This window comes from Paraglaciecola sp. (genome assembly GCF_039964565.1).
GTDB lineage: Bacteria > Pseudomonadota > Gammaproteobacteria > Enterobacterales > Alteromonadaceae > Paraglaciecola.
Window position 1 is genome coordinate 38,441 of sequence record NZ_JBDVXF010000043.1, and the last position, 25,030, is coordinate 63,470.

The 25,030-nt window shown below is 40.3% G+C and carries 26 protein-coding genes; 13 read left to right on the forward strand and 13 right to left on the reverse strand.

What is annotated here, in order from left to right; translation table 11 throughout:
• Positions 1 to 77: 77 nt before the first annotated feature.
• Positions 78 to 800: a hypothetical protein gene (locus tag ABJK37_RS18445; protein WP_348356980.1), complete on the reverse strand. Its 723-nt coding sequence runs from the start codon at positions 798 to 800 to the stop codon at positions 78 to 80.
• A 288-nt stretch (positions 801 to 1,088) separates the two neighbouring features.
• Positions 1,089 to 1,460 (reverse strand): hypothetical protein, encoded by a 372-nt coding sequence (locus ABJK37_RS18450; protein WP_348356982.1) that lies wholly within the window; start codon positions 1,458 to 1,460, stop codon positions 1,089 to 1,091.
• 289 nt (positions 1,461 to 1,749) lie between these two features.
• On the opposite strand from ABJK37_RS18450, the gene glnK reads away from it, so the two are divergent.
• The 6 genes from glnK to ABJK37_RS18480 all read left to right on the forward strand — a co-directional run bounded on the left by glnK (position 1,750) and on the right by ABJK37_RS18480 (position 7,593).
• A complete protein-coding gene (gene glnK, locus ABJK37_RS18455; protein ID WP_007622553.1) occupies positions 1,750 to 2,088 on the forward strand; it encodes a P-II family nitrogen regulator in 339 nt (112 codons plus the stop codon).
• Positions 2,089 to 2,105: 17 nt separating this feature from the next.
• Complete coding sequence (locus ABJK37_RS18460; protein WP_348356984.1) at positions 2,106 to 3,356, forward strand: ammonium transporter; 1,251 nt, start codon at positions 2,106 to 2,108, stop codon at positions 3,354 to 3,356.
• A gap of 218 nt (positions 3,357 to 3,574) precedes the next feature.
• Positions 3,575 to 5,248 (forward strand): gamma-glutamyltransferase, encoded by a 1,674-nt coding sequence (ggt, locus tag ABJK37_RS18465; RefSeq protein WP_348357417.1) that lies wholly within the window; start codon positions 3,575 to 3,577, stop codon positions 5,246 to 5,248.
• Between the two features lie 109 nt (positions 5,249 to 5,357).
• Positions 5,358 to 6,236 (forward strand): protease HtpX, encoded by an 879-nt coding sequence (gene htpX / locus ABJK37_RS18470; protein WP_348357418.1) that lies wholly within the window; start codon positions 5,358 to 5,360, stop codon positions 6,234 to 6,236.
• Positions 6,237 to 6,240: 4 nt separating this feature from the next.
• The gene (locus tag ABJK37_RS18475; RefSeq protein WP_348356986.1) at positions 6,241 to 7,164 is read left to right on the forward strand and encodes a Dyp-type peroxidase; all 924 of its coding nucleotides are present in this window, start codon (positions 6,241 to 6,243) and stop codon (positions 7,162 to 7,164) included.
• Positions 7,165 to 7,173: 9 nt separating this feature from the next.
• The gene (locus ABJK37_RS18480; RefSeq protein ID WP_348356988.1) at positions 7,174 to 7,593 is read left to right on the forward strand and encodes a hypothetical protein; all 420 of its coding nucleotides are present in this window, start codon (positions 7,174 to 7,176) and stop codon (positions 7,591 to 7,593) included.
• Positions 7,594 to 7,612: 19 nt separating this feature from the next.
• On the opposite strand, the gene ABJK37_RS18485 is transcribed toward ABJK37_RS18480, so the two are convergent.
• The 8 genes from ABJK37_RS18485 to ABJK37_RS18520 form a co-directional block, all read right to left on the reverse strand.
• Positions 7,613 to 8,704: an adenylate/guanylate cyclase domain-containing protein gene (locus tag ABJK37_RS18485; protein ID WP_348356990.1), complete on the reverse strand. Its 1,092-nt coding sequence runs from the start codon at positions 8,702 to 8,704 to the stop codon at positions 7,613 to 7,615.
• A 54-nt stretch (positions 8,705 to 8,758) separates the two neighbouring features.
• A complete protein-coding gene (gene hemL / locus ABJK37_RS18490) occupies positions 8,759 to 10,054 on the reverse strand; it encodes a glutamate-1-semialdehyde 2,1-aminomutase (RefSeq protein WP_348356992.1) in 1,296 nt (431 codons plus the stop codon).
• A 45-nt stretch (positions 10,055 to 10,099) separates the two neighbouring features.
• Positions 10,100 to 11,104 carry an aspartate carbamoyltransferase gene (locus tag ABJK37_RS18495; RefSeq protein ID WP_348356994.1) on the reverse strand — a complete coding sequence of 335 codons (1,005 nt, stop codon included), beginning with the start codon at positions 11,102 to 11,104 and terminating at the stop codon, positions 10,100 to 10,102.
• 49 nt (positions 11,105 to 11,153) lie between these two features.
• Complete coding sequence (locus tag ABJK37_RS18500) at positions 11,154 to 11,633, reverse strand: GNAT family N-acetyltransferase (protein WP_348356996.1); 480 nt, start codon at positions 11,631 to 11,633, stop codon at positions 11,154 to 11,156.
• Positions 11,634 to 11,734: 101 nt separating this feature from the next.
• Complete coding sequence (locus ABJK37_RS18505; protein WP_348356998.1) at positions 11,735 to 13,090, reverse strand: DUF3300 domain-containing protein; 1,356 nt, start codon at positions 13,088 to 13,090, stop codon at positions 11,735 to 11,737.
• A 122-nt stretch (positions 13,091 to 13,212) separates the two neighbouring features.
• Positions 13,213 to 13,830, reverse strand: coding sequence for a GTP cyclohydrolase II (ribA, locus tag ABJK37_RS18510; protein ID WP_348357000.1), 618 nt, complete (start codon positions 13,828 to 13,830; stop codon positions 13,213 to 13,215).
• A gap of 146 nt (positions 13,831 to 13,976) precedes the next feature.
• A complete protein-coding gene (locus ABJK37_RS18515; protein ID WP_348357002.1) occupies positions 13,977 to 16,757 on the reverse strand; it encodes an EAL domain-containing protein in 2,781 nt (926 codons plus the stop codon).
• A gap of 168 nt (positions 16,758 to 16,925) precedes the next feature.
• Positions 16,926 to 18,377 carry a protein adenylyltransferase SelO gene (locus tag ABJK37_RS18520; protein WP_348357004.1) on the reverse strand — a complete coding sequence of 484 codons (1,452 nt, stop codon included), beginning with the start codon at positions 18,375 to 18,377 and terminating at the stop codon, positions 16,926 to 16,928.
• A gap of 133 nt (positions 18,378 to 18,510) precedes the next feature.
• Here ABJK37_RS18520 and ABJK37_RS18525 point away from each other — a divergent pair, with 133 nt between their 5' ends.
• The 3 genes from ABJK37_RS18525 to ABJK37_RS18535 all read left to right on the forward strand — a co-directional run bounded on the left by ABJK37_RS18525 (position 18,511) and on the right by ABJK37_RS18535 (position 20,186).
• Entirely contained in the window at positions 18,511 to 18,771 is a 261-nt protein-coding gene (locus tag ABJK37_RS18525; protein ID WP_348357419.1) for a cytochrome c, read from the forward strand.
• Between the two features lie 53 nt (positions 18,772 to 18,824).
• The gene (locus tag ABJK37_RS18530) at positions 18,825 to 19,406 is read left to right on the forward strand and encodes an HD domain-containing protein (RefSeq protein WP_348357006.1); all 582 of its coding nucleotides are present in this window, start codon (positions 18,825 to 18,827) and stop codon (positions 19,404 to 19,406) included.
• A gap of 99 nt (positions 19,407 to 19,505) precedes the next feature.
• Entirely contained in the window at positions 19,506 to 20,186 is a 681-nt protein-coding gene (locus ABJK37_RS18535; protein WP_348357008.1) for a glutathione S-transferase, read from the forward strand.
• A 67-nt stretch (positions 20,187 to 20,253) separates the two neighbouring features.
• On the opposite strand, the gene metJ is transcribed toward ABJK37_RS18535, so the two are convergent.
• Positions 20,254 to 20,586, reverse strand: a complete 333-nt coding sequence (metJ, locus tag ABJK37_RS18540) for a met regulon transcriptional regulator MetJ (RefSeq protein ID WP_215926847.1) — start codon at positions 20,584 to 20,586, stop codon at positions 20,254 to 20,256.
• A 145-nt stretch (positions 20,587 to 20,731) separates the two neighbouring features.
• On the opposite strand from metJ, the gene metF reads away from it, so the two are divergent.
• Complete coding sequence (metF, locus tag ABJK37_RS18545; protein ID WP_215926849.1) at positions 20,732 to 21,616, forward strand: methylenetetrahydrofolate reductase; 885 nt, start codon at positions 20,732 to 20,734, stop codon at positions 21,614 to 21,616.
• A gap of 32 nt (positions 21,617 to 21,648) precedes the next feature.
• On the forward strand, positions 21,649 to 22,548 hold the full coding sequence (locus ABJK37_RS18550) for a virulence factor BrkB family protein (RefSeq protein WP_348357011.1): 900 nt from the start codon (positions 21,649 to 21,651) through the stop codon (positions 22,546 to 22,548).
• A 7-nt stretch (positions 22,549 to 22,555) separates the two neighbouring features.
• Here the strand turns inward: ABJK37_RS18550 and ABJK37_RS18555 are convergent, their stop codons facing one another.
• Both ABJK37_RS18555 and ABJK37_RS18560 read right to left on the reverse strand, forming a co-directional pair.
• Positions 22,556 to 23,191 (reverse strand): DUF2959 domain-containing protein, encoded by a 636-nt coding sequence (locus tag ABJK37_RS18555; protein ID WP_215926853.1) that lies wholly within the window; start codon positions 23,189 to 23,191, stop codon positions 22,556 to 22,558.
• 2 nt (positions 23,192 to 23,193) lie between these two features.
• The gene (locus ABJK37_RS18560) at positions 23,194 to 23,421 is read right to left on the reverse strand and encodes a hypothetical protein (protein ID WP_348357012.1); all 228 of its coding nucleotides are present in this window, start codon (positions 23,419 to 23,421) and stop codon (positions 23,194 to 23,196) included.
• A gap of 119 nt (positions 23,422 to 23,540) precedes the next feature.
• Here ABJK37_RS18560 and pip point away from each other — a divergent pair, with 119 nt between their 5' ends.
• Both pip and dtd read left to right on the forward strand, forming a co-directional pair.
• The gene (pip, locus tag ABJK37_RS18565) at positions 23,541 to 24,509 is read left to right on the forward strand and encodes a prolyl aminopeptidase (RefSeq protein ID WP_348357014.1); all 969 of its coding nucleotides are present in this window, start codon (positions 23,541 to 23,543) and stop codon (positions 24,507 to 24,509) included.
• Positions 24,506 to 24,943, forward strand: a complete 438-nt coding sequence (dtd, locus tag ABJK37_RS18570) for a D-aminoacyl-tRNA deacylase (RefSeq protein ID WP_348357016.1) — start codon at positions 24,506 to 24,508, stop codon at positions 24,941 to 24,943. The genes pip and dtd overlap by 4 nt, the downstream gene beginning before the upstream one ends.
• The last annotated feature ends 87 nt before the right edge of the window (positions 24,944 to 25,030 follow it).

Genomic DNA, 25,030 nt, shown 5'->3' on the forward strand with positions numbered 1-25,030 from the left:
CAGTTTTTTTGGCCATTGTTAATCTAGATTGAAAAAGTGACTTAGGATTCAGCCCAGTGAGAAGGTATCGCGTCCAATTACTTTTTGATTACCACAGACTGAGGGACTTTTTGCTCAGCTTGTTGATTTTGACTGGGTAAATGTGATTGTTTATTGATCCTGTCTTGTATGAAACCTGAAATAGGCGGTGGTTTTGAACAATCAATTTGGGCTCCAAGAAAACCTAATACAACGGCTGTGGTTTGTTTACTGGCACTACTGCAATCTGCGCGTACTTTGAAGCTTTCTCTGATCTTTTCATCCTCTGTCATAAAAGGATCTTGTAGTTGACCGTTGATTACCGGTGAGTTTTTACGTTTCTGATAATTCCGAGATGCTTGTTCTGCCACTCTATTTTGCTGCAATCGTTGAAAGCTGTTTAGGTGACGCTTCACCATGCTTGATGCAGCAGACCTCATTTCTGAACTGTTTGTAGGCTCGATATCTTTATCAGTAGTGATAAGGTCGCTGGTCTCGTTGTCATTGAGCTGGCTCTTGTCTTCTGTCTCTGGTGGCAACTTATCTTCGATCCTAGGTTGAGGCAACGCAATAGCAGGGAGAGGTTTCTTTGGTTCGGTAACAGGCTCGATTAGGTTGTTTTTTGGCAGTTCAGCAGGCGGTATTATCTCTTGTGGTTCAATGGCTTGAGGTATTTCTTCTTCAATGACTTCCTTTTGGGGAGCGGGGGGAAGGTCAAATATTAAGGTCGCTTGAATGACGTTTGGTTTTTCTGCAGGCGAGTCTAAGACTGAAGGAAACATAACCGACTGAGCTACAACATATATTACTATCAGGTGCGCAAAAACTGATAAAAATAGGAACTTATTTTTTCTAAACACTGCTGCTCGCGCATGCCTTTGATAAAGTTAAGGTTTAATAGAGTATTCTGAAATGGAATAGTTCAAATCAGCAAAAGCATGTCAATCCTCCACCTGTTTTATTCATTAGTTAATATAACTTATCCATTAATAAAAATCGGATGATTTTTACAGTAACAAGGTGATTTAAGGGGGGCAAGTTTTCATTGAGTTTTTGACGATGAAAAATCCTTATGAAGCAGCCAATCTTTGGAGTGCGTCTTTGCTAGAGTCGCTAACAAATACTGTGGCTTGGCTGTCAGAAAATATGCTTTTTGTGACGCTCTCCATTACCTCACGTTCGTTTTCATTGACAGCGACCGCAATGTTTATTTTACCTGATTTCTCTAACCCCATTTTCCCTAACATAGTAATAGCAACGGCGTCTTCAGCAGTTATCGACACTCCGCTAATATTGGTATAGTCGATTAAAATTTTTTTATATTGATTAACCACGTCTTTGTATTCTTGGCTTTGAAACATAAACATCAAATCTAAAGAATTGAGATTACCTTCTATGGTGATACAAGCAATGTTGTCTGCAATGGAAATGTCGTATTGCATTAATTTCTTTCTCCATTTTTTGATCGAAGAATAAACCAAAACTCAAAGCTGCGCACAAATATCTTTAGTTGGAAACGTGATTGAATTAAGTCAATTCACCTTGTTTTTACATCGTGCACCAACTTGATCCCATTTTTGTTGCTTGCACCAAAGAAACGCAACAAAATGTAACAATTGTCCTCTGTTTTCATTTAACGCATTGATTTTATTGTTAAAAAAAATTGGCATAGGTCTTGTTGTAGTTCTGGCAATTACTTGCAACACATAACAATAAACTGGGAGCTACACCATGAAATTAGTTACTGCGATCATTAAGCCATTTAAGCTTGATGATGTGCGAGAAGCCATCTCCGAAATTGGCATTGACGGTTTAACCGTCACAGAAGTAAAAGGCTTTGGCCGTCAGAAAGGTCATACCGAATTATACCGTGGAGCGGAATATCAAGTGGACTTTTTACCGAAAGTTAAACTTGAAGTTGCGGTTCAAGATGATCATGTCGAGCGTTTAGTTGAAGCAATTGTTGGCGCAGCTAAAACTGGCAAAATTGGTGACGGTAAAGTGTTTGTGTATGACTTAGAGCATGCCGTTCGTATTCGTACTGGCGAAACAGATGGCGAAGCCATTTAGATTTTAGGAGAGGAACCGTGGAAATTACTTTTGAATTGGGCTACGCCCTAGATACATTTTACTTTTTGATATGCGGCGCGCTAGTTATGTGGATGGCTGCTGGTTTTACAATGCTCGAAGCGGGTTTAGTTCGTGCTAAAAACACCACCGAGATTTTAACCAAAAACGTGGCTTTGTATTCGATAGCTTGCATCATGTATATGGTGTGTGGTTATTCAATCATGTACGGCGGTGGTGATTTTACTTTATTTCTAAGTGGCATTACTGGTGATGGCGCAACTGGTGTAGCTGAAGACCCAGCGACGTACGCACCTGCAGCTGACTTTTTCTTCCAAGTTGTATTTGTTGCAACCGCTATGTCTATCGTCTCAGGTGCAGTTGCTGAGCGTATGAAGCTTTGGGCATTCTTAGCCTTTACTGTTGTATTAACTGGCTTTATCTATCCAATGGAAGGTGCTTGGACTTGGGGTGGCGAAGCAGTATTTGGTATGTACACTTTAGGTGACCTTGGATTCTCTGATTTTGCAGGCTCAGGTATCGTACATATGGCCGGTGCTGCTGCAGCTTTAGCTGGCGTGATTTTACTTGGCGCCCGTAAAGGTAAATATACTGCTGACGGGAAAGCTCATGCAATCCCTGGTGCGAATTTGCCTCTAGCAACATTAGGTACGTTCATTTTATGGATGGGTTGGTTTGGATTTAACGGTGGTTCTGTTTTAGCCACTGCAACTGTTGAAAGTGCTAACAGTGTAGCCGTTGTATTTATGAATACTAACGCCGCTGCTGCTGGTGGCTTAGTTGCTGCGCTTATCCTAGCTCGCATCTTATTCAAGAAAGCTGACTTAACCATGGCATTAAATGGTGCTTTGGCTGGTCTAGTGGCAATTACTGCTGAACCTTCTACACCTACACCTTTACAAGCGACTTTATTTGGTGCTTTAGGTGGCATATTAGTGGTATTTAGTATTATTGCACTTGATAAAGTGAAGATTGATGATCCAGTTGGCGCTATCTCGGTTCACGGTGTAGTAGGTTTACTAGGTTTATTACTGGTTCCTGTTACTAACCCTGATGCGGCTACATTTGGTGGTCAGTTGATTGGTGCGGCAACTATCTTTGTTTGGGTATTTGTAACCAGCTTCATTGTTTGGGCAATTATTAAAGCAGTGATTGGTATTCGTGTAACAGAAGAAGAAGAGTTTGAAGGTGTTGATATGAGTGAGTGTGGTTTAGAAGCTTACCCAGATTTCACTACTTCACGTTCATAGTCAGATAATCTGATGTGTTCTAAAACATGAGTTTTAGGATTTAGAAAGTTAAGGCCTCGCAAAATGCGGGGCTTTTTTATGGAAATATCTACCTGAGTCTCACAGCATATAAGATAACTTATGCTAATTGTTTATGGTCGTGCACTGCGCGGGTAAATCAGAGTATCCTTATGACACCCGCAATTTTTTAATCTTTGCCAATGAAAATATCTATACGAATGAGTCTGTTGACTTTGGTTTTAACGAGTTTCTTTAGTTTTGCTTTTGACCGAATAACTGGGGAGCCGTTTGCTTCGCGTTCAGAGGTGATCGCACAAAATGCTATGGTGGCCACAAGCCAGCCATTGGCCACACAAGTCGCTTTGGATATATTAAAACAAGGCGGTAATGCCGTAGATGCTGCTATTGCAGCGAATGCAATGTTAGGGCTTGTTGAACCCACCGGAAGCGGAATTGGAGGAGATCTATTTGCCATTGTTTGGGATGCAAAAACTCAGAAGCTATATGGTTTGAATGCCTCAGGGCGATCTCCAGAATCGCTTACCCTAGAACACTTTGCATTGCAGGGACTAGAGCGTATTCCCTCACACGGACCTCTATCGGTATCTGTTCCTGGCGCGGTTGATGGTTGGTTTGAATTACATGCTAAATTCGGTAGTTTACCTATGAGTAGTATTCTTTCCCCCAGTATTGAATACGCAAAAAAGGGATTTCCAGTTAGCGAATTAATCGCTTATTACTTACAACAAAGTGAGCCTAAGTTACGTGAATTTGCAGGTTTTAAAGAAACCTATATGCCCAACGGCAAGGTACCCGCTAAAGGTCAGATATTTCACAATAAGGGATTAGCTGTTACTTATGAAAAAATAGCCACCGGTGGTCGAGACGTTTTTTATAAAGGTGATATTGCCCGTTCAATTGCAGCCTATATGAAAGAACAAGGAGGCTTCTTGAGTTATGAGGATTTGGCCAATCATACCTCAGAGTGGGTAGAGCCTGTTTCTACCAATTATAAGGGCTATGATGTGTGGGAATTACCCCCTAATGGTCAGGGGATAGCCGCATTACAGATTTTAAATCTACTCGAACAATTTGATATTGAAGGCATGGGATTTGGCTCACAGCAATATGTGCATACATTTATTGAAGCAAAAAAGCTGGCGTTTGCAGACCGAGCCAAATATTACGCTGACCCAGCTTTTAATAATATTCCCCTTGATTGGTTAATCTCAAAACAATATGCGCAACAGCGCAGCAAGTTAATTAAGCAGCATAAAGTCGCTAAAAGAATCGATGCTGGGGTCGATCATGGAGATACCGTTTATCTCACAACGGCTGATAAAGACGGAAATATGGTGTCTCTTATTCAAAGTAATTATCGTGGAATGGGCTCGGGTATGACCCCTACAGGTCTTGGTTTTATGCTACAAGACAGAGGCGAGTTGTTTAGTTTGCAATCAGAACATTTTAACGTTTATGCTCCTAACAAACGCCCATTTCATACTATTATTCCTGCATTTATTACGCGCAATGGTAAGCCTTGGGTCAGTTTTGGCGTAATGGGGGGGAGTGCGCAACCGCAAATGCATGCGCAAATAGTAGTGAATCTCATTGATTTTGGAATGAATCTACAAGAAGCCGGAGATGCGCCTCGTATGTTACATTTTGGCTCAAGCCAACCCACTGGAAAGACTATGACTGATGGAGGTTATGTTAGTTTAGAGTCGGGATTTGAACCTAAAGTAAAAAGGGAGTTGCTTAAGAAAGGACACATACTACGCGATAGTGTTGGTGCCTATGGTGGATATCAAGCTATTATGCGCGATCCCGAAACAGGGGTATATTACGGAGCGTCTGAAAGTCGTAAAGACGGTCAAGCTGCGGGGTATTAGAGATACTGAAGTTGCACGGCAAAAAATAGAGCTATAATCGCGTTTTGTTTTAAACACTAAGTTGCAACGCACTTTGCTGATTTCGAAATCTTAAACTGGGGAATGTTAAATAATGAGAATATTATTATTCTTGGGAACTAATATTGCTGTGATGGTTTTATTAGGACTAGTGTTTAGTCTATTTGGGATTCAAAGCTTATTGGCTGACAATGGCGTAGATCTCAATCTCAACGCTTTGTTGGTGTATGCTGCAGTTATAGGTTTCAGTGGTGCATTCATCTCATTATTTTTATCTAAGTTCTTAGCTAAGCGCAGCATGAAAGTGCGTGTCATAGTCAACGCACACAACCCAACCGAACGGTGGTTAGTCGACACAGTGCAACGCATGGCAAAGCAAGCTGGGATTGGAATGCCAGAAGTGGGTATTTTTTCGCATTCTTCACCTAATGCATTTGCTACTGGCTGGAATAAAAATAATGCCTTAGTGGCCGTGAGTAGCGGACTTTTAGATGTCATGCCTAAAAGTGAAGTTGAAGCGGTGCTCGCTCACGAAGTCAGTCATGTGGCAAATGGCGACATGGTAACTATGACTCTTATCCAAGGTGTAGTGAATACCTTTGTGGTTTTTTTATCACGAATTATTGGTCATATTGTTGACCGAGTGGTGTTTAAAGTTGAGCGAGGACATGGCCCGGCTTTTTGGATTGTTTCTATCATTGCCGAGATAGTTCTTGGCCTGTTTGCGACTATGATTGTTATGTGGTTTTCAAGATACCGAGAATTTAAAGCTGATGCTGGTGGAGCAAAATTAGCAGGGAAAAATAATATGATTGCTGCTTTGCAGCGTTTGCGTAACCTTAGTGATGCTCCAAAATTACCCGATGATATGGCCGCGTTGGCTATTAATGCAGGTAAGGTGCAGGCAGTGTTTTCTAGTCACCCTCCGTTAGAATCGCGTATTAAAGCCTTAAATAATTTGAGGCGTTAGGAATATGGCTCAGGCTCAAAAAGGTATCTGCGCAGAGCCCAATCTGCACGCATTGTATCTTATTTTTACCGTTGTTGACGATGATACACAGGCTATGCGTGCTAAATTGGCGCGTATTCTGGATTTGTTTACTCATTTTGATGAAGAATATTATGAGGCGATGGTCTCGGGTGTTGTGGCGATAGGTACCGAGTATTGGTATGAACTTTATCCTGATATTATCCCACAGGAATTAGCTCCGTTTCCAGCCATGAATTGTGACGATCGCAGTGCCCCTAATTCTCCAGGGGATCTCTTTATTCAAGTTAAAGCTGACCGCATTGATATATGCCATGCCATAGGTATAGAAATCATGCAGTTGTTAAAGCCTCATGTTGACCTGTACGAAGAGGTGCGTGGTTTTCGGTATTTAGATGGTCGAGACCTAACTGGATTTGTGGAAGGTACGGAAAATCCTCGTGGCATGCATAAATTTGATGTGGCGTTAGTGGGTGACAATGATCCTGACTTTGCTGGAGGTAGTTATATTCATGTGCAGCGCTACCGTCATAATATGACAAAGTGGCAACTGCTGCCTACTAGTAGTCAAGAAGAGATAATTGGCAGGTCTAAGACGGATAACGTTGAAATAGCGGATGACAAAAAGGCTCCTTTCGCACATACAAATCGTACTAGTATAAAAGATGACAAAGGCAAAAGTATCGAAATGCTTAGGCAAAGCATGCCATATGGTGACATGTCGATTCAGGGGTTATATTTTGTTTCATGTGCTAATAGCCCTGACCCTTTTAATAAAATGCTCAAAAGTATGATTTTTGGTGATGAAGAGGGAGCTTATGATAAGTTACTCGACTACACGATAGCCGAAACAGGCGGAGCGTTTTTTGCACCGTCTATTACTTTTATCAAGCGACAAGCCAAACACTAGGCTTTGTATATGTATCAACACGCTGGAAAATGTGACTGTGGAAATGTCACTATTGAATTTTCTAGTTCTAAGAATTTACCTAGTTATAACACGAGAATCTGCGATTGTGTTTATTGTACGTCACATGGAATTGAATATTTATCTGATCCTGATGCGCAGATTAGCTTCGTGTCTAACACTCCACTTAAACATCAAAAACAAGGTTCACAACAAGCGAGTTTTTTGAAGTGTTCAAAATGCCAAACAGTTATCGGTGTTTGTTACATTGATACAGAGGTTTGTGTAGGAACCCTAAACGCTAAATTATTAGATAAATTTCATCAAGTGCAGCAAGGAGTAGTGGTTTCACCCAAACGCTTAAACAAAGCCGAAAAGGTAAAAAGGTGGCGTCAATTGTGGTCGCCTATCCACATTAACATAACTGCATAAGCCTTTGTCAGACAAACAATTATTCCAACAATATTGAGCCATCCCATTCATGTGGCAACTCGGTGTTTTCTAATTTAGCACATTGCTCTAAGTGATGCTGTGCAAGGGTGTCTTCAGGATAAATATCTAAAGCGTGTTGAAAAAATGTAGTGGCTTGTTGCCAGTTTTGTTTTTTTCGACAAGCTAAACCTCGCTCAATTAACGCGGCGTTGGCAAGTTTCAGTTTTTTAACGCTGCTTTCTTGGTGATCGATAATTTCGTACACTTCTATCGAGGCCTTCCTCCCTTTAACTCTTATCCAGTCTAGTAAACGGTATTCAAATAAATCTTTCGCTGCCGCTTGGTGCAGCGCTTGGGCACTGATGACTATGTCGGTATCATATTTGGGAGCAAGGGCTTCGAGCCGGTAAGCAATGTTGACACTGTCACCTATCACTGTAGTGTCCATTCTGTCGTCTGAACCAACAGTGCCAATAATCACAGGTCCAAAATGGATGCCAATTCCAATATTTACCGCAGAATAATTACAGTTAGCTCTATGTTCGTTATAGAGGTTAATCGCGTCGCGTAAGCCAAGAGCGGCTCGGATGGCGTCTTGGGCTTTGTCGGTGTTGGTGCCACTTGGTCTATCAAACAATGCCATGACGGCATCACCTATGAATTTGTCGATAAACCCTTTGTTTTTATGAATAGGTTCGTTCATTCGTAAGAAGTAGGAATTTAAAAAATTCATCAATTCCTGCGGACTCATTTGTTCAGATAAACTCGTAAAGCCTCGAATGTCTGTAAATAAAATTGCTAGCTCATCTTCGTCTGCTCGTCCCAGCTCTAGTGTTTCCGATCCATGTTTGGCGAAGTGGTCAACAAATTGTTTAGGTACAAACTTACGAAACGTTTGATTTAAACGCATCGCTTCGTCGGCTTTGTCCTTATACTGTTGCAGCGCTTGAGTATTGTGTGATTGATGTTCACTGGGCTGGGAGCTTTGAATAGGAGATAAATGGCTACTTAAACGCGCTGTTTTTTTAATAAGCATGATTAGCACTATTGAAAATAGTGCAATAATGGCTAATAAAAACAGCGGTAAAGGTTGTAATACTTGTTCAAGCATTAGGTGTCATTTATCTCTCTATTAACATCGATATGTTAGTCGTACTACAATTGGTTATTTACAATTAGCAGCAACATCCGCTAAAACTTTATCGGCTATTGCCAAAGTCTGCTGCACAATTTCGTCATCGTGTGCCGCGGATACAAAACCTGCCTCATAGGAAGCGGGTGCTAAGTAAACACCATTGTCTAACATACCATGATAGAAATGGTTAAACTGTTCTGTATTGCAGTTAATGGCTTGTTGATAGTTGGTCACTCGTTCTACTTCAGTAAAAAACAGCCCAAACATGCTACCAGCGTAGTTAACAGACATCGCAATACCGTGTTTGTTTGCTAGTTTCTTAAAACCTTCAGCTAAAGTTTGAGTTGTTTGGGTGAGTTGCGCATACATGCCTTCTTTTTGAATTTCTTCCAAAGAAGCCAAGCCGGCAGCCATTGCCACTGGATTACCCGATAACGTACCCGCTTGATAGACAGGGCCATCGGGAGAAATATGCCTCATTATTTCGGTTTTACCACCAAAAGCACCGACTGGCATACCACCACCTATTACTTTTCCTAAACACGTAAGGTCTGGTTTGATATTGTATTTTTCTTGGGCGCCGCCCCTTGCGACTCGGAAACCAGTCATCACTTCATCGAAAATCAAAATGGCACCGTATTGATCACAGATATCTCTAAGACCTTCTAAAAAACCATCTACAGGGGGAATGCAATTCATATTACCGGCGACTGGTTCAACAATAATGCATGCAATTTCTTCAGGGTGTTGTTGAAATGCATTTTTTACTGAATCTAGATTATTGTATTCCATGGTTAAAGTGTGTTTAGCAAAATCTGCAGGAATACCAGGAGAACTTGGCACGCCGAAGGTTAACGCACCTGATCCCGCTTTAACTAGCAACGCATCAGCATGACCGTGATAACACCCTTCAAATTTTAAAATTTTATCGCGATTAGTAAACCCACGAGCCAAACGAATCGCACTCATAGTCGCTTCAGTGCCAGAATTGACCATACGCAACACTTCCATCGAAGGGACTAATTGACTAACTTTTTCAGCCATGATGACTTCTGTTTCAGTGGGTGCACCAAAACTTAACCCATTCGCTGCAGCATCAATTACAGCTTGACGAATTTTAGGGTTGTTATGACCTAATACCATGGGACCCCATGATTGTACGTAATCAATATAACGTTTGCCGTCAACGTCAAAAATATAAGGGCCATCGGCCTTACTAATAAATGGGGGAGTGCCGCCTACTGCTTTAAAGGCTCTAACAGGGGAATTAACGCCACCTGGGATATGTTGCTTGGCGCGGGCGAAAAGACTTTCTGATTTTTGCATAGTGACTTCTTTTATTAGTTAATTTTTTGCTGATGATTCATATAGTTAGCTATTTACGTGCCAAAGCACTTCTCGATCAAACTGAGTAACAATGTTTTCTACACCAAGAGTAAGAGCAAATAAAGCCATGCGTACCAACACTCCGTTATCTGTTTGACGAAAAATAGCCAAATTGGGGTTGAGATTTAGATCATTGTCCAATTCGTTGGCCTCTGCACGTGAATCCCGAGGAAGCGGGTGCATTATTACCGTTTTTGATTGAAAATGTTTGGTGTAAATCTGTTGGTTTAGACGAAACTTACCTCGGTATTGATTGGCTTCCTCTTGTGATGGGAAACGTTCTTCCTGAATGCGTGTTTGGTAACAAATATCCGCATCAACACTGCCTTCAAATTGGTCAGTAATTTTGTATTGGTGCCCCGCATTTTCGATAGCGTCAATAATTGTCGTTGGCATGGACAGTTCTTTCGGGGAAATCAATGTGAAGCGTACGTTGTTAAATAAACATAATAACTTCGACAACGAGTGTACTGTTCTACCGTATTTTAAGTCCCCAATCATAGCGATATGCATACCATCAATGGTATTGCCGTGATCGAGCAGTTCTTTTTGGATAGTATATAAATCCAAAAGTGCCTGAGTAGGGTGTTCATTTGCGCCGTCACCGCCGTTGATGACGGGAATTCGACTACCTTCAGCAAACTCTGCTACAGAACCCGAGTCTGGGTGGCGCATGGCGATAATATCAGAATAACCACTGAGCACCCGAGCCGTATCATATAATGACTCACCCTTTGCTAGAGCAGAGTTGCTTAATCCTGTGGTTTCGCGAACTTCCCCACCTAATAAATTAAAAGCGGTACCAAAACTAACTCTGGTGCGGGTACTAGGTTCAAAGAACAAATTACCCAGAATAGCGCCATCTAATACTGTTGTGCGTTTTTGCCGTTTGGCATAAGGCAACATGTAATGAGCAACATTAAACACTCGCTCAATGGCTTCGCGATCGAACTGATTGACCGACAGAATATGGTTACCTTTAAAATTCATTTGCTGCGCAACTTATATAAATCCTTAGATAGTTTTTATTTTAACAAATTTAGTCTTCTGGGTCTGTTGAACTTTCTAATACCAATGTCATAAATCTACTGTTGGGATCATCATCATAGTCTGCAAAGGGTTCACAAAATTTAAAGTTGTAACTTTGATAAAGCGCGATAGCGGGTTGAAAAAAGTCTTGAGATCCAGTTTCTAGGCTTATACGTTCGAATCCACGAGCCTGAGCTTGCAGAATAATATATCTAAGCATTTGAGCTGCTACCCCTTTGCGCAAGTGTTCGCGGGCTGTGCGCATTGATTTAATTTCAGCATGCTTAACAGACAATGTTTTTAGCGCACCACAGCCGAGCAAGTCTTGCTGCTGCCAAGCTGTCCAAAAGGTGATCTCTGGTTGGCGAAGCTTCTCTAAGTCTAAGGCATGAACACTTTCAGGTGGTGAGGTGGCATACATATCGTCAAGATGTTGTTGCAGTAGATTCACTACTTTAGGGTGCGATAGATTGTCTATTTTGATTTGCAAAAGAAAGCCCAATTTAATTCCTTAATTAGATAAGGAATAATAACTTGAGCGGTTCTTTGATAGCAATAGCTGCGCGTCGATAGCAGATTATGGAAAACAACTTATCTTTGGTTGCCCTTACTCTTCGTGTGTTTTGAAACGTTCACCTGCCTGGACTTGTTTTGTTTATATGATTTAGCGCGATAGCTCTTACTCTTGTTGCTGCCTTTGTAACTCGACTTGTATTTGCTATTGTATTGAGCATTTACCTTGGTGCGTTTCTGTTGTTTATTCTGGGATTTCAAACCAGAATATTTCTGGTTACTGTTATGCTTAGTATCTATTTTAGCGTAATTGTTAGGTCTGGCTTTATTGTTGATAAACTGTTTTTTTTGGCTTTTACTTTGATTAATAATGCGTTGTTTGTTTTTAGCGGCCTTAGTTACCTTTGTGCTTTTTGTTTGACGTAAAGCTTGCTTAAAGGTTTTGGCGTTCTTTTTGTATCCCTTGGTGTTTTTTTGTTTATAGCGATATTCACTGACATTCAAAACTCTTTGTTTATCAATCTGTTTATAACTATTCACTTTGTTGCCACCGTTAATGTTACGCACTATACGTTGGCCATTTACACGGTATTGCACACCTCGTCTATGCTGTTGGTTATGCTTCCAACGTGGATATTCTTTCACTCTCACCACTTGGCGTTTATGATGATTTGACCAATATCTATTGGCATGCTTACGATAGTGATAGTTAGCGACTAGGTGACGGTTGTGCCAATTAAAACCTCCGAAATAGAAACTGGGGCGAATGTTAAACCCTATACTCCAATATAAACCGGCGCTAAAAATACTGTGTCTGGGTCGAGCCCAATAATAAGGTTGATGATTGCTCCACCACCAGTTTCCATATACAACACGAGTATCGTAGTAGGGGACATAAACCACTTCTCTACGTATAGTTTCTATTACGATTTGATCTTCGTCATGTTCTACATTGATATAATCATTATTAGTCAAGTGACCTTGTTCGTAGGCCTTTTGGCGTAAATTTTGAACGCTAGTTAATATCTTCTGTTCGTTAACCAAAAAAGCGCTGCCTAAGGATTGTAGCCAATCCAAATCATCACTTAATTTTTGCAATAAATCATTAAAGGGTACTAAAGCTTGGACACTGGGATCCCAATCTTTATTTTCTACCGCATTGAGAGCTTGTTGTTCATCTAAGTCCGGATTAGCTGCGCGCCAACGTGCCGCTTGAATAACCTCCAATGGATAGGTTGAAGCCACTAAAATATGTGACAGCAAGGTATCTGGATATAGGGCAATTGGAGCTAATATTTGATCTAATTGGGCTTGATCAAGTTCGATACTCTCGGCACTGTTGGTTTGCTGCCCAATCGCAGGTTGAATGGCGTTGGCTGTGAATAAGCAAAAAACAGTTAAATAAATGAATAGGTACTTAGTTTGAAATTGCATAACCCTTTCCTTATAAAATCGAAAACCCAAGTGAGGCTAAAACTTGCTCACCACTTGAGAGTTTAGATTAGGTTATACGTTTGATTGCCTTAACCATGGCTGAATATTAATTAACGAGTCATTTATTTAAATAAATGTTTATCGAACTGATGCCCTAGCTTTTCTGTTTTAGTACGAATGTAGTTGCGATTGTCATCAGTTATGCCGTGATCTATGGGAGTACGCTGTACAACGTTAATGCCCATGCTGGTTAGCGCTAGACCTTTCTTGGGATTATTAGTCATTAGATTGACATTACTGACCTGCAATTTTTCCAACATCAACTTACAAATACCATAATCTCTCATATCCGCATCAAACCCTAAATGTTCATTTGCTTCAACGGTATCCATGCCTTGATCTTGTAATTGGTATGCACGAATTTTATTAAGTAAACCAATGCCTCTACCCTCCTGACGCAGGTACAGTAATACTCCTTTGCCTTGTTGAACGATATTCTGCAATGCTTTTTCTAGTTGTGCTCCGCAGTCGCATCGAGTACTGAACAATGCATCGCCGGTTAAACATTCTGAGTGAATGCGAATAGGCACAACATCGTCAATGTTCCACTCTCCGTAAGATAAGGCAACATGCTCTTGGTCCAGTTCGTTATCAATAAAACCATGTATTTGAAATTTCCCCCAGCGGGTAGGTAACATGGCCGAGCTTACATATTGATACTGATCTAATTTTGGATTCATATTTTGTAAAACGTACTTTATTAAAGGGAAACTTGCGGGCAAGTGGCCCACATACTAAGTACTCGTACAACTAAGTTAAAGTACATCTCCAATTCGGAAGTATTGCAGTATATGGGCACGATTCAGAGTTTTACAATAGCTTCAATTCATCTATGTGCGGTGAATTGAGTGAGTGATTGCGGTTTAGCTACGCCATATCCTTGGGCGAAATCAACTCCCATTTTACCTAGTTCAACCATAATCTCGGTGGATTCAACAAATTCTGCAACTGTTTCCATTCCCATCGCTTTCGCCACATCTTTGATGGAGTTCACCATTGCCATATCAACGGGGTCAACTAATATATCTTTTACAAAACTACCGTCTATCTTGACTTGATCCACGGGTAAGTTTTTCAAATAGCTATAGGAAGAAAAACCACTTCCAAAATCATCTAGAGCAAATAAACAACCCAATTTGTGGAAGGTATTTATAAACTCTAAGGTTTCATCCATTTTTAAAATCGCCATACTCTCGGTAATTTCGAAACAAACCTTGCGATAAGGTATTTTGTGTTTTTCAAAGGCATTTAAAACAAATAACTTAAGCTCTTTGTCTGCCAAGGAGTGGCCACTTAGGTTAATACTGACTCTTTCTAATTTTTCGCTGTGTTGTGGATTATTTTCCAACCAACTGAAATAATTTTCTACGACCCATCGATCAATTTGTGCTGTCAAATTATATCGTTCGGCAGAAGGCAAGAAAGCTCCAGGAGCGATAATATTCCCTTGCTGGTCGCGCATTCTGAGTAAAATTTCGTAATGATGTCCGTCAGCTTTGTGACTTAATGATTGATAATGTTGATAATATAATTCGAAGCTATCGTTCTGCAAAGCATGATTGATATGAGTTACCCAAGACATTTCAGACTCGTAACGTTGCATGTGGGTATCTTCAGCTGAATAGGTATGGATCTGATTACGACCACACTCTTTAGCTAAGTAGCAGGCCGCATCGGCCATACTTAACAACTGCTCTGGTGAATTGATATTAGGTTGCCAGGGGACTTGTCCTATACTAATTCCTAGTGTGAAAATTCGATTTTCCCAAACAAAACGAAATTCTTGCACTGCCGTCAGAAGTTTGTTGGCCAGTAAGTAAGCCATTTGCGCATTATCACCTTCCAGCAATACTCCAAATTCATCACCACCAAGTCTAGCTAAGGTGCCTTTATCCATCACAACAGCATCAAGCTTTTCTGAAAGCTGCTTTATTAATAGGTCACCGGCTTTGTGACCGCAGGTGTCATTGACAACCTTAAATTGGTCTAAATCTAAATAGAGTACAGTGAGATCACTGTTTTGATCTTGTGCGTTGACTAAACCCCGTTGTAGGCGGCGTTCAAACTCACGTCTATTGTATACCCCTGTCAGTGAATCGTGAGAGGCCAAATATTCCAAACTAATATTCGATTGTTTGCGCTCAGTTACATCTGAAATTGATCCAAATAGGTATTGTTTATCTTGTTCTTGCTTAATTTGCCCTGAGATAGCAAACCAGAATTCGCTACCATCTTTACGTACACCTTTAGTTTCTCTACCTATGACTTTATCACCGCGGTGTATTTCTCCGAGCATAATTGCGCGATCTTGTGGATTGGCATAAAACTGAGAGGCATTTTCTACCTCCCGTAACATTTCTTCTTCATCGGAATAACCAAATAGATTACACATCGCGGGATTAACGCTTATGAGTTGACCGTCCAAAGTAGAGGTGTATAAACCTTCTGCCGAATTTCTAAATAACTCATAAAAGTGCTGTAAGTCAGTAATTGCTAGTTGTTGTTGTAAGCTGTGGCGATAGGTTATGACTCGCTCATGGGCTTCAATTGCAAGTGCTATTAACATGATGCCCAGAACAACAAATACCGTAAATAGCAGGGAAACATTTTGTGTCAATGGGATACTTGCTAAGAATAAAGTCACTTGGCCAAACCCACTTAAAGCAATACAAGCCAGTCCCACTAAACACACTAAGTTCGCTATTTTCTTGTCGGGTTTGTGATAGAAAAATGCCAATAAACTAACCAGCGAGGTAGAAAATATCGCCATTAGTATTGAAAATGTAATTTGCTGCCCACTGTCTGCAGAAAAAGCCATTCCTAATGTTATAAATCCAAAACAATATAAGGAATACCGCCAAATAGTTGGGACTCCTTCTAAAATTGCGAAAGTAACTTTTGACGAAGTTAATAACAACAATCCAAACAGTGCAAAACTGAGGTTGGATATGTAACTAGTGATACCGATTATTTGACTTAGTACCCCTTTAGTATTTAAAAATAATAATAAAAAAGCGGCATTAGAAAGTGCAAACCAAAAACGCACTGGGCTACGCATAAAAATGTAAGTAATAAAGAAATAGCAGGCAAGTAATGCCAATCCACCACTAATAAAGCCAATGATAGCGAGCAGTAACTGTTCTCTTTCCACTAACGAGGATTGTTTGTCTATGTCAATGGAAAAGACTAACGGACCATCGTCTTTTATTCTTAAAAAAACCGTTACAGCTTGTTGTTCGCCATTGATAGGCGTAATAAACAATCTGTGCCTGAATGGACGTTTAGGATAGTCTCGATTACTACCCATAAGATAAGAGCCTAAAATGCGCTCTTTTTTGTCTAATAAGAAAACATCAACATAGTTCAGGTAAGGATTATCTACGGTCAGAAAATATTGTTTTTCATCAGGATCTTCAAAGGCTATATCGATTTTCCCCCACAGGCTTTCATCTGCGTTAATTTTATTTGGGATATAGCTGTGTTGCCAATTTTGTAAATTTTGAATATCTGACAACTGTCTGCTTTTTTCTGTGACCAGCCAATCAATTTGGGGAAGTAAGTTCACTTGAGAGTTTTGTTTAGATATAACCACCTGTTCGGCTGCCATGCTTACGCTGGGCCCAAAAACGCATAAAAAACATAACATTAAGCCAATTGAATAAAGTGATTTCATAGGTGTTCGGTAACTATTACGAAAGTTATACGTTGGCGTATATTGCACTTTATTGCTACTACTTTTGCAAAAATTGCTGCGTGAATTCAAAAGATTTTAACCTTAACTACTACAAGATATTTCTAATTTTTTACCCCAATCGGGCGGAGGTGCAGAGAATTTTTGGTATTCTTTTATTTCTTGATACGGCTTTTTTAATGCAGCAATAAACTGGTGAAACATTTCAAAATTTCCCTCTTCTGCTTGGTCTATTACCTGTTGCGCTAAATAATTGCGCAACACAACATGCGGATTGTATTGGTACATTTGTGTTTGTCGCTGGGTTTGTATTGTACCCTGATTTTGTAGCGCAAAAGCGTATTGTTTAGCCCATTTGTCAAACCGATCACGATTGATAAATTGTTCCCGCAATTTCTGGTTACCACCTAATATATCAAATTCACACAGTTGCCTAAATGCCACGGAATAATCCTTTCTTTCAGCAGCTAGCATCTCCAACCAAGTATTAATAAGATTGGAATTGGTTTCACGATTTTTGTCGCTAGCTATCAGCCCCAATTTGTGATGCATCAGGGTGGAATATTCTTTAAGCAAAGTTGCTTCGTAACTGTTAAGCACCTGCTTTATCTGTTCTATCTCTAAGTATGGGGTGAAACTCTGTGCTAAGGCATTTAGATTCCACAATCCAATCCCTGGCTGACTATCAAAGGAATACCTACCTTGAGGATCGGAGTGGTTGCAGATAAAGGTGGGTTCAAAGTCATCTAGAAATGCATAGGGACCATAATCGAAAGTGATCCCATGAATCGACATATTGTCTGTATTCATTACACCGTGATTAAACCCAAAAGCCTGCCATTTCGCAATTAACTTTGCTGTGTCTTGTACAATTTTTTCGAACATTGCTTGGTATGGATGCGCGGATTGGGCGCACTCAGCAAAGTGGTATTTAAAACAATAGTCAAATAGGCTTTGCAGTTTTTGCGGTTGTTTACTGTGAAAAAAGTATTCGAAATGGCCAAAACGCAAGTGACTTTGACAGACTCTAATCATCTTTGCCGCGCGCTCTTGTTTTTCACGATAGACAGGTTCGTCACTGGTGATTAAACATAAGGCTCGAGACGTGGGAATGCCTAAGTAATGCAAAGCTTCACTGGCTAAGTATTCTCTAATAGTAGAGCGTAAAACTGCACGACCGTCAGCAAATCGCGAGTAGGGTGTTGGACCTGCACCCTTAAGATGTAAATCCCAGCGATTATTGTATTGATCACACGTTTCAGCCAGTAACAAACCGCGACCGTCGCCCAATTCTGGATTCCAATGGCCGAATTGATGGCCCCCATATTTTTGAGCTATCGGACGCTGATTAAGTGTGCCTTCTTGAGAATATAACGCCGCAAACAAAAGAGCTTCTTCTTGCCATTGTATTGGCAGGCCTAATTCATTTGCAAGTTCATGATTAAAAGCAACTAAGTGCGAATTTAGCAATTTAATTGGCTTGACTTCGCTAGCCAGTGAAGTAAGTTCTTCAGCAAAAGAATGATCTAATTTCATTGAAAACGTTTATTCAATAACATAATTTATTTGCTCAAACCTCTGAGTGTAAGACTAAGGACCAAACATGATAAGTATTAAGAACAGTGTTGTAACCAGTGTATTTGCCGCTGCTACCTTTTTTTCTCAACCTATGCTGGCAGCGGATATTGCTGCGGGTAAAGCGAAATCCGTAACTTGTGGCGCTTGTCATGGTAACAACGGTATTTCCGCCATTCCTATGTATCCTAACCTAGCTGGACAAAAAGAGCAGTATTTGGTTTTACAACTAAAGGCATTTCGTGATGGAGAGCGCAAAAATATGGTGATGGCACCGATGGCTGCGGGATTAAGCGATACTGATATTGCTAATTTGGCAGCTTATTATGCGAGTTTAGATCCCTCAGGAAAATAATCTGTTTGCTTTATGAAAAACGATTAACTTTTTACTAATTCGCAGAGTAATAAATGACTGAAGATTTTCAAGCAATCACTCGATTTATTGTTGAAATTGAAAAATTAAAAAATGTCGAGCGTAAGATTAAACCACGTGGTTTGTCACGTTATGAAAACAGCGCTGAACATAGTTGGCAAATTGCATTGTTGGCAGTGACTCTGTTGCCTTACGCTCAGCAAAAAACTGATCCTTTGACAGTGGTCACAATGTTGTTACTCCATGACATAGTCGAAATCGATACTGGTGATAAATTTGCATATGATGCTAATCATGATGATTATGAAAATGAATTGTTATCAGCCAAGAGAATTTTTGCCATATTGCCCGATGAACAACAGCAAACTTACCTGAAGTTGTGGATGGAGTTTGAGCATGCTGAAACTCCAGAAGCGCAATTTGCGAAAGCAATTGACCGCTTAATGCCGGTGCTTCAAAACTTGCATAATGGTTGCCAAAGCTGGATTGAACACGATGTTTCAGTGACTCAAATTTTGCACAAAAACGCCGCTATTGAAAAAGCTAATCCGCAACTATGGAAATGGTTAACGCAACAAGTCATCGAAGCCGGAGAACGTGTTGGATTGAGTAACTAATAAAAATCACGAATATATACAAATTTTCAAACTAAAGTGGTCTTAGATTAAGTCAGTGCGTATAAAACACTGCACCTTCGCTACTTACAGGAACCCAAGATGATCACACTTCACCACTTAAATAACTCTCGTTCACAACGTATTTTGTGGTTGTTAGAGGAGCTTAACCTCGAATACCAAGTTAAGACCTATCAAAGAGATGCGGTAACGAACCTCGCACCGAACACTTTGACCTTAATTCATCCTCTAGGTAAATCTCCCGTCATAACTGATGGCGATATCACTATTGCTGAATCAGGTGCAATAATTGAGTACTTAATTGGTACTTACCACAAAGAAAATGCATCAGGACAGCTTGTTGACCCACAGCGTGGTACTGAAGTACATAGACAATATACTTATTGGCTGCATTTTGCTGAGGGCACTTTAATGCCACCCTTAGTGGCCAAGTTAGTGCTTGATAAGGTTAGGACCAACGCCAAACCATTTTTTGTGAAGATCATAGGGAATAAGATTGTGGATAAGCTAATGGCGTCTTATTACGGTCCTATCATTGCCAAGAATATGGATTACATTGAAAGCCATCTGGCAAATAATCCGTGGTTTGCAGGGGAAGATTTAACGGGAGCGGATATACAAATGAGTTTTCCCTTAGAGGCCGCTGTTGCTCGAGGCAATACCAAGAACTTTCCTAACATTAATCAGTTTGTAGAAAAGGTCCATGCAAGATCAGGATATCAGGCGGCTTTAGACAAAGGTGGGAAGTACGATTATGTTTAGGGAAACCCCGCGTATTCTCCTTAAATTCTAATAGGAAATTAAGCACTTAAACGCTAGGTCGCAGTGCTTAATCACCCTCAATTTCTGTATCAATCGTTAACCCCATCTCCAGCATCAACTGTCTGGCTTCTTTGGGGATAAGCTGGGTATTATCTTTTTCTAAATCTTCATCATCTGGTAAGGGTTGCCCTGTAAAGGCATGTAAAAACGCTTCACAGAGCAATTCTGAATTAGTGGCATGACGTAAATTGTTTACCTGACGGCGAGTACGCTCGTCGGTTAGCACTTTTAATACCTTCAATGGTATAGAGACTGTGACCTTTTTCACCATCTCACTTTTTTTGCCATGCTCAGCGTAGGGGTGAATATATTCACCGTTCCATTTTGTCGAATTTGCCATAAATATATTCTTTAGTCTTTCTTATGCATGGAAATTCTAAACAATACCAGCAAAAGGTCAATGATAGACTTCTAAACATCTTGACGGCTCTGCGTGCAAAGTTTACTTTAGACGTCTAAACGGCTAAATACTTTTGGAGTTACCCATGGCGTCTTACGCACAAGGGATAGATGCATTAAATCAATCATTATCAGAGGTGCAGGGGATCGATGTATCCTTTGAATTCTTTCCACCTAAAACCGAATCCATGGAACAAACCTTGTGGAAATCAGTAGAGCGTTTAGCGCCACTTAAGCCATCCTATATGTCTGTGACCTATGGCGCCAATAGTGGTGAACGAGACAGAACCCACGACGTGGTGAAACGCATACAGGCAGAGACAGGGATTCAGGCAGTGCCACATTTAACTTGTGTGGATGCTACCCGAGAAGAGCTCATTGAAATTGCAAAGGATTACTGGCAAAGCGGGATCAGAAAAATCGTAGCATTACGGGGTGATTTGCCAGACGGAGTCGAAAAACCTCAGTCTTATGCATCTGATCTTGTGGCATTGTTAAAAGAGGTGGCTGATTTTGAAATTGCAGTAGCGGCTTATCCTGAAAAACATCCAGAAGCGCCAAATAGTCAATTCGATTTACTCAATTTAAAACGTAAGGCTGATGCCGGGGCAACAGAAGCCATCAGTCAGTTTTTCTTTGACGCCGAAGTGTTCTTACGTTTTAGAGATCGCGCCGCCGCTACAGGCATAGACTTGGATATTGTCCCGGGGATTTTACCTGTTACCAATTACCAGACATTGCAACGTTTTGCCGGGTTTACTAACGTACATGTGCCGCAATGGCTTCATAAAATGTATGATGGCTTAGATAAAGATGACCAAACTACCCGTAACTTGATGGGCGCTAATATTGCTATGGATATGGTTAAAGTCTTGGCCAAAGAAGGCATCAGAAAGTTTCATTTTTATACTTTGAATCGCAGTGAGCTAAGTTATGCTATTTGCCATATGTTAGGCGTTAGAGCAGACTAGTCTTATCTTGGCTATTAAGGTTTATTAAGTACATGCAGGCTAAATCAATAGGGATCGCAAATTTTGGAGAAAGCATGACAATAGCAAAACGATTTTTGCTGTTGTTTTTTGGTCACTGTAAAAAAGATAAAATAACAGTTTCAGCAGGGCATTTAGCTTATGTGTCACTGTTGTCTCTTGTTCCTTTTATTATGGTCTTTTTTAATGTTCTGTCTATCTTTCCGGCTTTTGCAGAAGTGAGAGGCGATTTAGAAGCGTTGATTTTTAGTAGCTTTGTGCCAACAGCTGGTGATCAAGTACAAACTTATATGAGTGAATTTGTTGGCAATGCTTCTAGTATGGGAGCCATTGGTATCATTTCACTGGTTATTGTTGCCTTAATGCTTATATCCAACATAGATAAAACCCTAAACAGTATTTGGCAATCGAAGAGTGAACGTCCACTGATATTCACTTTTGCAATTTATTGGATGGTGCTAACTTTAGGTCCCCTACTTATGGGCTTTAGCGTTATCATGAGTTCGTATCTTGTAGGGCTGGCGACCTATGCCGAAGAATATACGGCGGGTCTTACTACCACCCTTTTGAAAACCTTGCCTTTTATTACTTCAGTATTCGCTTTTTTTATTGTCTATATGTTGGTACCGAATAAAAAGATTTCACCAAAACATGCGGCATGTGGCGCTTTGGTTGCTGCGTTATTGTTTGAAGCTAGCAAGAAACTTTTTGCTGTCTATGTAACCAGTTTTCCATCATATGAACTGATTTACGGCGCGTTAGCGGTTATCCCAATTTTATTCGTTTGGGTTTATTTGTCATGGGTGGTGGTGCTGATTGGTGCAGAGGTGACTCATGTTTTAGAGGTGTTCTTGAACGAAGAATCAGAAGAAACCTTTACAGAAGATGATGACGACCTTGCATCGTCATCATAATTTAGAATTAATTTTGTAAACTAGAAATAAAGTTATTTGATTCAGATATGGCTTTGTTCATTTCTACAATCAACTGATTAATTTCTTTCTTAATGCCATTGAACTCGCCTTGTAGTGCACCTACTGCATTGGCATTAAGATTATGTTTTAAGTACAGAACATTGTCTCTTAGAGAAGACAGGATAGGATCCATAGTGCTTTCAGCTTTGCGCATAGTGCGAACTAAAGACGTATAACGACGTTGTGTGTCTTTTAGTTGTTTTTGGCTATCGCGTTTGAGTTTAGCGTTGGTGTATTTTTCTAGCTCATCTTCCCATTCATCAAATAACGCTTCAGCTACACTTTCTACTTTGTCAATGCGATCGGTAAGGGTATTGGCCGATTCTTCACTGGCTTCAAATTGATCTTTGAGTTGCTCATATACGTCTTGTAATTCACCGCCATCGAAGTTGATAAGTTGGCTAAATTCATCCAAGGCAGAAGTAAATTGCTGCTGTGCATCTTCTTGGGAATCTTTGGCGTCTTCAACGCGGTCCACCAAAATGTCGCGTTTTTCTACACCGACTTTTTCCCATGCGGCGTAATAAGCACTTTGACATCCTGCCAAACATACAAATAATGAGACTAATATTAGTTTTTTCATGATTATCCTTTAAAACGCGCCGCGTCAATAATGGCCCAAATATGAAAAATAAAGCCAAAAAAGGCCATAAAAAATAAGATGCCTGTAGCTGCAAGTGAGTAATTTACACTCACCAATACAAAAAATACTATGGCAGCTAAAATTCTACCTTGTACTAATTGACCTAAACCCGGAATAAAAAAATTGCAAATTGCAGCAATTACATTGCCACCTGAACCTTGACCTGACATATTGTGCCTCCACTAAGATAAAGTACTTTTTGTACGCTTTTGGTACATTTTTTTTCATACACTTAGGTAGTAAATTAAAGCATTAGTGAATAATAAACAAATAGGATGTGTAAATTTATATGACTCTACTCTTCCCTGATATCCAACCTTTTGCGTGTGAAATGTTACAAGTTTCCAATGGACACTCCTTATATGTGGAACAAGCTGGCAATCCTAAAGGCATACCAGTGCTGTTTTTACATGGTGGTCCAGGTGCGGGAATTGGTAAAGATTACCGACGTTTTTTCGATCCTGAAAAATACTGGATCATTGGATTTGACCAAAGAGGATGTGGGAAATCTCAACCTTTTGGTGAACTGGAAAACAATAATAGTCATGCCCTCGTAGACGATGTACTAGTCATTCAGCAGCATCTTAATGTCAAAAAGTGGGTACTATTTGGTGGCTCATGGGGTTCTACTTTAGCGTTATTGGTGGCTATTCGTCAGCCAGAGAGTGTGATTGGACTAATACTACGTGGGATTTTTCTCGCAAGAGAACAGGATTATGATTGGTATCTAGAAGCAACGGGAGGTGCCGCTCAACTGTTTCCAGAATACTATCAAGAGTTTTTAGTACCAATTAATGGTAAATCCCCCGATTTATCAATAGTTGATGCTTACTACCAAATATTTAAGAGCGATAATGAAATACAAAAAATGGCGGCAATCAAGGCATGGTGCCTATGGGAAGCCAGAATAAGCCGTCTTCACTGTCAGTTTGATGAGAGCCAACTAGTTTCAGACGTCCATAGTGCTATTAGTTTAGCCCTATTAGAATGCCACTACATAAAACACCAGTGTTTTATTCCAGAAAATTTCATTTTGCAAAACATTGATAAAATTCAGCACCTACCCGCAAGTATTATTCACGGCCGTTACGACAGTGTATGTAAAATTGAAGGCGCCTATTCTTTGAGTCAAGTTTGGCAAAACAGCCAGTTGAACATAGTACCTGAATCAGGGCATAGCTCCTCAGAAAAGTTGATTACCCAGGCGCTGTGTTCGGCAAGCCAAGCTATGGCAAAATTTTGGAAAGAGAAACAATGAAAGCGTTAATCCAAAGAGTCAAACATGCAAAAGTAGAAGTTGATGGTAAATGTGTGGGTGAAATAAAACACGGCATATTAGTGTTGTTGGGGATTGAAAAAGATGATGATGAGGCTAAGGCTAAAAAACTCAGTCAGAAGGTGATGAATTATCGTATATTTTCAGACCAACTAGGCAAGATGAATCTTAATGTACAACAAGTACAAGGTGAATTACTGATTGTTTCGCAGTTTACTTTAGTTGCTGATACACAAAGTGGTAATCGCCCGAGTTTTTCTTGCGCAGCGCCAGCACAGCTAAGTGAAACCTTGTATCAGTATTTTATTAAGTGTTGCAGAGACAATGGCGTACCCTGTCAAACGGGAGAGTTTGCTGCTGATATGCAGGTTTCGTTATTGAACGACGGACCCGTGACCTTTCAATTACAAGTATAATTTGCTGCTATTGATTTTATAGTTTCTAATACTTACTACTTTTGAGAGCTAACGTCTCCCGGCAACTAAATCATTGAGAGCCTTGAT